Consider the following 8,402-nt stretch of genomic DNA (forward strand, 5'->3'; position numbering starts at 1 on the left):
CTAAGAACGCCCCACCCCGAGGTGTTCCAAAGGCCGCGCGGTCACGGCTGTTGCGTGCGGCTGGAGGCCCCAAGCAATCCAGCCGCGGAGGCCGCCATGGCACAGGTGCTGAGCAAAGGCGCGAACGCATCGCTGCCCATCACCGAGGTACGAGTGGAGATCATCTCGTCGACTCCGCTGGACATAGCCGCGCTGCTGGTGACGGCGAGCGGCAAGGTCCGCTCGGACGCCGACTTCGTGTTCTTCAACCAGCCCACCGGCCCTGGGGTCCGCCTTCTTCCGCCCGCCGCGCTTGAGTTCGCGTTGGCACAGGTACCCGCCGATATCGATAAGGTTGTCATCACCGGCAGCCTGGACGGGTCCGGCCCGCCGGCCTTCGCCACGGTCGAGCGGTTGCAGGTCGTTGTCAGGGATCCGGGGGGAGCGGAGCTTGCCCGTTTCGACCCGGTCGGGCTGACCGTTGAGACGGCATTGATACTCGTCGAGTTGTACCGGCGCCAGGGGGCCTGGAAGGTGCGGGCGGTGGGCCAGGGCTACGCCTCCGGCCTTGCTGGCATCGCCACCGATTTCGGGATCACGGTGGATGAGCCGGGGGCGGTGGATGAGGCTCCCACCCAGCTCTACGTGCCGCCCGCGCAGCCGTCGTCCCCAGCGGCGCCCGTACCGCACTCCCAGAGCTGGGGAGGCTCGCCACAGTCGTCCGCCGCCCCGGCTCAGCAGTCGCGCTCCTGGGGGCCGCCGCAGGCCTGGGGACCGCCGCGGCCCGGCCAGCAGCAGTCCCCGCCGCCGGTCACCGGTGCGCCGGCCGTCAACCTCGACAAGGGCCGGGTCTCGCTGCACAAGGGCCAGAGCGTCTCGCTGGTCAAGACCGGGGCCGCGCCGCTGACCCGGGTACGGATGGCCCTGGGCTGGGATCCGGCCCACCGCGGCCGCCAGATCGACCTGGACGCCTCCTGCATCCTGTTCGACGGCCGCGGCAAGGACGTCGACAAGGTGTGGTTCATGTCGAAGAAGGGCGCCCGCGGCGCGGTGCGCCATTCCGGGGACAACCTCACCGGCAGCGGCGAGGGCGACGACGAGACCATTTTCGTCGACCTCGCGGCGCTCCCGGCCAGCATCGAGGCGCTGGTCTTCACCGTGAACAGTTTTCAGGGCCAGCATTTCACCGAGGTCCGCAACGCCTTCTGCCGGCTGGTCGACGATTTCACCGGTGCCGAGCTGGTCCGTTTCGACCTGTCCGAGTCAAAACCGCACACCGGCCTGGTCATGTGCAAGGTGGCACGTCAACAGGGCGGACCGCACTGGACCATGACGGCAATCGGCGAGTTCCATGACGGCAAGACCGTGCGCGCGATGGTAGGGCCGTCCAAACAGTACCTGTAGTGGGCTGCCGGGCGCGCGGAGAATTCGTGCTCGCGCGCCCGGCAGCTTCACCCGCTACGGGAGTTTGTACTCCTTGAGCAGCGCCCGGCTGATGATGCGCTTCTGCACCTCGGAGGTGCCTTCACCGATGAGCATGAACGGCGCTTCCCGGAAAAGCCGCTCGATTTCGTACTCCTTGGAGTAGCCGTAACCACCGTGGATGCGGAAGGAATCGGTGGTCACCTCGTGGCAGTATTCGCTGGCAAGATACTTGGCCATACCGGCCTCGACATCGTTGCGCTGCCCGCTGTCCTTCTTGCGAGCGGCGTTCACCATCATCAGATGGCCGGCCTCGACCTTCGTCGCCATCTCGGCCAGCTTGAAGGCGATCGCCTGGTGGTCGGCGATCTGCTTGCCGAAGGTGCGGCGCTGCTGGGCGTAGGCGATCGCCAGCTCGAATGCCCGGATCATGATGCCGCACGCGCGGGCCGCGACATTGACCCGGCCCACTTCGACACCGTCCATCATCTGGTAGAAGCCCTTGCCACGGCCGTCGACGCCGCCGAGGATCGACGAGGCGGGGACCCGGTGGTTGTCCAGCACCATCTCGGTGGTCTCGACACCCTTGTAACCAAGCTTGTCGATTTTCCCGGGAATCGTGATGCCCGCGTTGGTGCCGAAACCCGGGTCCTTTTCCAGCAGGAAGGTCGTCATGTTCCGGTAGACGGAGTCGGCGCCTTCGTCGGTCTTGACGAGAGTGGCGACGAGGCCGGCGCGGGCGCCGTTCGTCAGCCACATCTTCTGGCCGTTGATGAGGTAGTCGTCACCGTCGGGGGTGGCCCGGGTGGTGATGGCGGACACGTCCGAACCGCAGCCCGGTTCGCTCAGCGAGAACGCGCCGCGGACCTCACCGGTCGCCATTTTCGGCAGGAGCCGCCGCCGCTGTTCGGGGGAGCCGTGCTGGAGCAGGAGGTAGGCGACGATGAAGTGTGTGTTGATCACACCTGAGACGCTCATCCAGCCGCGGGCCACCTCCTCGACGACCAGGGCGTAGGTGAGGAGCGACTCGCCGAGCCCGCCGTACTCCTCCGGGATGGTGATCCCGAACAGCCCCATTTCCTTCATGGCTTCGACGATCGCCTCGGGGAACTCGTCCTTGTGCTCCAGCTCGGTGGCGTACGGCAGAATCTCCTTGTCGACGAACGTGCGCACGGCCGACAGAATGTCGGCCTGAACATCGGTCAGACCGTCGGTCTGCGCGATCCTGCCCATCGTGTCCGTTTCCCTTCTCCGCTGTCACCGGCGCCCGGCATTTGCCGACTGTTCCGCTGATTGGTCTGCCGCCTGCCCCGCTGACAGACATCCGCGTATCAGCCATATCAATCGCGGCTGCCGGCCGCGGCCATTGCACCTCAGCTGTCCCGCACGTATGAGCAGTATCGCGGCATTCGGGGTCACGCGCGAGCGGAGCCGGCGGACGAGCCGGCCTGCCGGTGGCCGGCATGGGCGCGCGGAGATCGTGTATGCCGTCGCCGGCTGGATTTTTCGGGACGGCTCATGGCGGAGGTAGCCTCACGCGGTGACCACGGCACCGGCTCGGCTGTACTGCCGCAGGCTGGCAGGCCTGCTCGTCCTTGATCCTAATGGTGATGTGGTCGGACGGGTCCGTGATGTGGTCGTCACCCTACGGCTCGGCCGCGAACCGCCGCGCGTCCTCGGGCTCGCCGTCGAGGTGCAACGCCGGCCTATCTTCGTGCCGATCAGCAGGGTGACCGGGGTGGAGTCGGGTGCGGTCGTGCTCTCGTCGGCCCGGCTGAGCTGGCGCCGGTTCGCGCAGCGTCCGGGCGAGCTCCTCGTGCTCGGCGAGCTCCTGGACCGGCAGGTGACACTGGTCGCGACCGATGCGCTGGTCACTGTGGTGGACGCGGCGATCGAACCGATCCGTGGCGGTGACTGGGTGCTCGACCAGGTGGCGGTACGGACCGGCCGGCGACGGCGTGGCGAGGTCCGTACGGTTTCCTGGGACGAGATCACCGGTGTTTCGCTGCCCGAGGATGGCCAGGGCGCGGCGAACCTGCTCGCGGCGTTCGAGAAGCTGCGTCCCGCGGATCTCGCCTCGCTGCTGCACAACCTTTCTCGTAAACGCCGGGCCGAGGTCGCCGCGGCCCTCGACGACGAGCGGCTCGCCGACGTCCTGGAGGAGCTGCCCGAGGACGAGCAGATCGAGCTGCTCGGCGGGCTCGCCGATGATCGGGCGGCTGACATCCTGGAGGCGATGGGGCCCGATGACGCCGCCGACCTCCTGGGGGACCTGCCGGCCGAGGAGGCCGAGCGCCTGCTGCGGCTGATGGAGCCGCGGGAGGCGGCCCCGGTGCGCCGGCTGCTCGTCTACCCGGACAACACCGCCGGTGGGCTGATGACCAGCGAGCCGGTGATTCTTGGCCCGAACGCGACTGTTGCCGAGGCACTCGCGCGGGTGCGGGCGCCAGAGCTGTCACCGGCCCTGGCCGCGCAGGTTTACGTCGTCCGGCCGCCGTTCGAGACCCCGACCGGACGTTACCTGGGGCTTGCGCACTTCCAGCGGCTGTTGCGGGAGCCGCCCGGGACACTCGTCGGAGGCGTCATCGACATCGACATCACCCCGCTGCGCCCGGAGACGCCGCTACCGGAGGTGACTCGTCTGCTCGCCTCGTACAACCTGGTGGCCGTCCCCGTACTGGACGAGTCGGCCAGGCTGGTCGGCGTGGTCACCGTTGACGATGTTCTTGACCACATGCTGCCGGCTAACTGGCGGGAACGGGACCTGGATGGGGACGCCCGCGTGGGGGCTTTCGATGATCTTCAAAGCGATTCCCCCGGTAGCGCCGGGAATGCCGGGAATGCCGGGAGCGCTGGGCCGCCAGGGGGGCGGGCCGGGCGCGACAACGGCCTGAGCGGGTTCGGATCATGAAGTTTCGCCGCGGGGCGGGCCGGCTTGACCAGCCACGTCCGTCGCGCCGGTCAGCATTGGCTCGCCGGCCCGCCGAGCCGGATGCCTTCGGCCGGGTCGCCGAGCGGATCGCCCGGTTCATCGGAACCGCGCGCTTCCTTGTGCTACAGAGCGTGGTCGTTGTAGCCTGGATTGGCTACAACGTCGTCATGCCATCTGACTTGCGGTTCGACAACTATCCGTTCATCTTCCTGACATTGGCGCTGTCGTTGCAGGCGGCCTACGCGGCGCCGCTGATCCTGCTGGCGCAGAACCGGCAGGACGACCGGGACCGGGCGAACCTCGCCCAGGACAGGGACCAGACCAGCCGCCAGCGCGAGGACACCGAATACCTCGCCCGCGAGATAGCGGCGGTACGTGTCAAGATCGGTGAATTGGCGACCCGCGACTACCTGCGCTCGGAGCTGCGGGCGGAACTGCGGGCGCTGCTGGCTGAGCCCGTCGGCGTCGGTGAGGACGCCGACGGCGGACAGCGGCGCGGCGCCGGCTCGCCGGCACGGCGCTCCGAACGCCGTAATACCGCCGACCGGCGAGCCTGACCCGGCGGAGGAATACCTGACCCGGCGGAGGATATAGAGGAATAACGGAAGAGCTACGAGCGCCCGGCAACAGGGGACGCGGTATCGCGGGGTTATCGCGGGGCTGGGGCACGCACCCCAATCCCGTTTTTTGATCTACACCCCTGCCGCTGCTGCCGGGCGCGCCGCGCCGGGATGAAATCCCGATGATTTTAGGTAAGAGATCCGCGGCAGAGAGTAAGAATAGACAGTGCGATTTCGACTCCGCGCGGTCCGAGTTCTCCCGACCAGGTCGCGATGATTTCGTTTTCCCGGGAGTGCTCGATCCGCGGGCCACCGTCCGCGGACCGCAGCGCCTGAATCTGGCGGGACACATCGAGGCGTGCCCCGACGAGCGCCCGGAGCTGTGCGTCGATCTTGTCGATAGCCGATCGGCCGTCCTCGATGGAGGAAATAGTCGGCGCGGAGGTGACAGAGTTGAGCGCTTCCCGTGTCATCTGGGCCCTTTTCGTTCGTGGCCCGACCGTCCCGGAGCCTCACAAGCCCGGGTGAGTCCGGGCCGGCTGGTCTCGGTGCGTCGCGATCAGTCGCGTGGCAGCCCAGGGGCCAAGCCCGGCCCCTGGTAAAAGTGATCCGGCGATCTGCCCGCGCCATACGCGCGAAGGTCTGATGTACCGGTCACGTTCGACAGCATGCCAGAGGAGAATGCTGCCGTCCAGTGGTCGTCCGGTTACCGCTGTATGGACATGGTCGCTGCCGTGGGCCGGCGGTAGCGGGCTGGCTGCCGTGGGCCGGTGGTAGCGGGCCGGTGGCCAAGTGACAGGATCATGTCGTGGACCAGTTGCAGCTGGACGGTATGCCGCGGCGACTTTTCGTGTGCACGCCGTCGAAACTTTCCGCCTTCGCTGATTGCCCGCGCCGTTACCGGATGGCCTACCTGGACCGCCCGGCGCCACCGAAAGGCCCGCCGTGGGCCCACAACTCGATGGGCTCCAGCGTGCACAACGCCCTGCGAGCCTGGTGGAACGAGCCGATGACACGCCGTACCCCGACCCGTGCGGCGCATCTCGTCCGCCTCGGGTGGATACCCGACGGCTGGCGGGACAGCGACCAGTCGGTTCGCTGGCGGGAGCGGGCGGCTGAGATGGTCGGGCGGTACGTGGCCGGCCTTGATCCGGCGGGTGAACCGATGGGGGTGGAACGCCAGGTGGCCGCCCGCACCGAACGGCTGGCCCTGTCCGGACGGGTCGACCGGCTCGACGACCGTGACGGTGCGCTCGTCGTCGTTGACTACAAGACCGGCCGTCGGCCGCTCACCGAGGACGACGCCCGCGCATCCCAGCCGCTCGCCCTGTACGCGCTCGCGGCGTCGAGGACACTGCGGCGGCCGTGCTGGCGGGTCGAGCTGCACCATGTTCCCACTGGCGCCGTGCTGGCAGCCGAGCACGACCAGAGCTCGCTGGGCCGTCATCTGCGCCGTGCCGAGGCCCTGGCGGACGATGCCGAACGCGCCGGTGCGTCGCTGCGGGCCGGTGCCGCACTGGACACGGCTTTCCCGCCGCAGCCGGGTCCGCTGTGTTCCTGGTGCGACTACCGGCGGCATTGTCCCGAGGGGCTTGCGGCCGCTCCCGACCGCCAGCCGTGGGACGCCGTCGCTGACGACGATCTGAGCTGACAGCAATCCGCGCTGACGGCAATCCGCGCTGACGACGGCCTCGCGGGCTGGTGGGAGGCCTCCGTCAGCTGGCCGCGATCAGGGAGGGCACGGGCAGCGGATACCCGCCTTCGGCTGCCCGCGCCCGGCCGCGGCGCAGCTCGGCGCCGAGCCAGCGCAGGTAGCCCCGCACAGCGGTCTGCCCTGGCGCCCGAAGCCAGCGGGCGTGAAGGGCTTCGGAGCGTGGGCGCGGCCAGCTGGCGGAGCCGGTCGCTGTCCGTCTGGTAGGCCTCAGCCCGGCCGCTGCCAGCATGGCTGACCGCGGCGGCAGGAGGTAGCGGCCACGCAGGTACTCGCCGATCCAGCGGCTCTGCGCGTCAGCGAGCCGAACGGCGTCGGCGACAGCCACCGGCCCAGCCGGCGCGGCGCCAAGGCGCGGGAGGCGGCCACACCGGTAGACTCCTTCGGTCTCCGGGTCGAAGACACCTCCGAACAGCGATGATGACATGGCGGGCGATCCGGGCACGAGATCGTCGAGGTCATCGGTGAGCACCACGACGTCCCAGCGCGTTACCTGCCGCTCGTTGTCCTGGATGTCGAAGGGGCGGCGACCGGCCGCATCCGGGTGAAGGCCATCCGCGCAAAGGCCATCCGGGTGAACGTCGACCGGATGAATCCTGTCGCCGATGAACAGGTGCGCGGGCAGGCCGGAGTCGACGAGCGCGGAGACGGTCACACCGGCGGTCCGCCCGCCGCCGAGCACCGCCACCCGGGGGAGCTGAGCCACGAACAGCAGACTAACCAGTATTTGTCAGATCGTTACGTCCTCTGGTGGGGGATCTTCGGCTGGGATGCGCACCGGGCGGCACCGGGTGCCTGGTAGAGCGAGCGTGGCAGCCTGAGCAGCGCGGCGCGTGTCGCTCTGCCGCATACCGAGGCGGTCAGGTCCACCGCGGCGGTGTCGGGCAGCCCGTAGAGCTGGCGAGTCCAGCGGGGCAGCATCCCGACCGCGATCGCGGCCAGTACGGACCAGCCGGGCCGCGCGGGGGTGGCCAGCGTCACCCACCGGGGCATCGGCGGGCGCAGGATGAAGCCGACCGCCTCCCGGGACTGCGCGCTGGCCCGCAGCCCCGGCCGCATCCGGGTGAAGTAACGCTCGACCTCCGCTCGATTGGACGGGACGTCACACGCGGGGATGCCGACGAGCTCGGCCGCGCGTATCTGCTCGGCGAAGTAGGTGTCGGCCTGCTTGTCGGTGAGCGCCAGCCCGCACCGGCGTGTCGTGCTGAGGAAGGACTCGACCTCGCTCACGTGTACCCACAGCAGCAGTTCGGGATCGGTGGCCCGGTACGGCCGGCCGGTGCCCGCCTCCACGCCGTGGACGCCCGCGTGCACCCGGCGCACCCGGGCGGCCGCACGATGCGCGGATTCCGTGCTTCCATAGGTGATCGTGTCGACGTATTCGACGGTCCGCCGCAGGCGTCCCCACGGGTCGATCCGGTAGGTGGAGTGGTGGGCGACACCAGCCATGGCGAGCGGGTGCACCGCCTGGAGGAGCAGCGCCCGGATCCCGGCGATGGCCATGCCCGGATCGCCGTGTACCCGCCAGGTCACACTGCCTGGACCGAACAGGCCGGTATCCCTGTCCGATCGGGTCGCCCCTGCGTCCGATGGCGTGGTCGGGCCTGCCGCATGCTGTTGGTCAACCACTCGCACATCCCCACTCAGACGCGTGTTCGGAACTCTATGAAGTCAAATGACTTCAGATAGTGTCGCATATGCGGGGCGGTCGGATGTGACCGGTGCTTTATGTATTATTATATTTACTTAGAGTGTTTGATGATGATGGTGTGGATCAAGAAGCAGGGCCGGGGTGCGG

Annotated in this window: 8 protein-coding genes; 4 read left to right on the forward strand and 4 right to left on the reverse strand. The window is 68.7% G+C overall.

Translation table 11 applies throughout. The features are described from left to right. The first annotated feature begins 96 nt into the window (after positions 1-96). Entirely contained in the window at positions 97-1,383 is a 1,287-nt protein-coding gene (locus MJ785_RS14190; RefSeq protein ID WP_239309536.1) for a TerD family protein, read from the forward strand. Positions 1,384-1,437: 54 nt separating this feature from the next. Here the strand turns inward: MJ785_RS14190 and MJ785_RS14195 are convergent, their stop codons facing one another. Next, positions 1,438-2,634, reverse strand: coding sequence for an acyl-CoA dehydrogenase family protein (locus tag MJ785_RS14195; RefSeq protein ID WP_239309538.1), 1,197 nt, complete (start codon positions 2,632-2,634; stop codon positions 1,438-1,440). Between the two features lie 328 nt (positions 2,635-2,962). Between MJ785_RS14195 and MJ785_RS14200 the strand changes: the two genes are divergently transcribed. Further along, positions 2,963-4,312, forward strand: a complete 1,350-nt coding sequence (locus MJ785_RS14200; protein ID WP_370651510.1) for a magnesium transporter MgtE N-terminal domain-containing protein — start codon at positions 2,963-2,965, stop codon at positions 4,310-4,312. Beyond that, positions 4,309-4,890, forward strand: a complete 582-nt coding sequence (locus MJ785_RS14205; RefSeq protein ID WP_239309542.1) for a DUF1003 domain-containing protein — start codon at positions 4,309-4,311, stop codon at positions 4,888-4,890. Before MJ785_RS14200 ends, MJ785_RS14205 begins: the two co-directional genes overlap by 4 nt. A 191-nt stretch (positions 4,891-5,081) precedes the next feature. Here the strand turns inward: MJ785_RS14205 and MJ785_RS14210 are convergent, their stop codons facing one another. Then, on the reverse strand, positions 5,082-5,366 hold the full coding sequence (locus MJ785_RS14210; RefSeq protein WP_239309544.1) for a chorismate mutase: 285 nt from the start codon (positions 5,364-5,366) through the stop codon (positions 5,082-5,084). A gap of 335 nt (positions 5,367-5,701) precedes the next feature. On the opposite strand from MJ785_RS14210, the gene MJ785_RS14215 reads away from it, so the two are divergent. Next, positions 5,702-6,544 carry a PD-(D/E)XK nuclease family protein gene (locus MJ785_RS14215; protein ID WP_239345781.1) on the forward strand — a complete coding sequence of 281 codons (843 nt, stop codon included), beginning with the start codon at positions 5,702-5,704 and terminating at the stop codon, positions 6,542-6,544. A gap of 64 nt (positions 6,545-6,608) precedes the next feature. Here the strand turns inward: MJ785_RS14215 and MJ785_RS14220 are convergent, their stop codons facing one another. Both MJ785_RS14220 and MJ785_RS14225 read right to left on the reverse strand, forming a co-directional pair. Continuing rightward, positions 6,609-7,310, reverse strand: a complete 702-nt coding sequence (locus MJ785_RS14220; RefSeq protein WP_239381281.1) for a hypothetical protein — start codon at positions 7,308-7,310, stop codon at positions 6,609-6,611. A gap of 32 nt (positions 7,311-7,342) precedes the next feature. Further along, complete coding sequence (locus MJ785_RS14225; protein ID WP_239381283.1) at positions 7,343-8,137, reverse strand: oxygenase MpaB family protein; 795 nt, start codon at positions 8,135-8,137, stop codon at positions 7,343-7,345. Positions 8,138-8,402 lie beyond the last annotated feature (265 nt).

This window comes from Protofrankia sp. CiT1, from assembly GCF_917627335.1.
Classification (GTDB): domain Bacteria; phylum Actinomycetota; class Actinomycetes; order Frankiales; family Frankiaceae; genus Protofrankia.

Coding starts and splice junctions, on each gene's coding strand:
- MJ785_RS14195 (WP_239309538.1), bottom strand. CDS start 2,634: ATGGGCAGGATCGCGCAGACCGACGGTCTGACCGATGTTCAGGCCGAC.
- MJ785_RS14190 (WP_239309536.1), top strand. CDS start 97: ATGGCACAGGTGCTGAGCAAAGGCGCGAACGCATCGCTGCCCATCACC.
- MJ785_RS14210 (WP_239309544.1), bottom strand. CDS start 5,366: ATGACACGGGAAGCGCTCAACTCTGTCACCTCCGCGCCGACTATTTCC.
- MJ785_RS14205 (WP_239309542.1), top strand. CDS start 4,309: ATGAAGTTTCGCCGCGGGGCGGGCCGGCTTGACCAGCCACGTCCGTCG.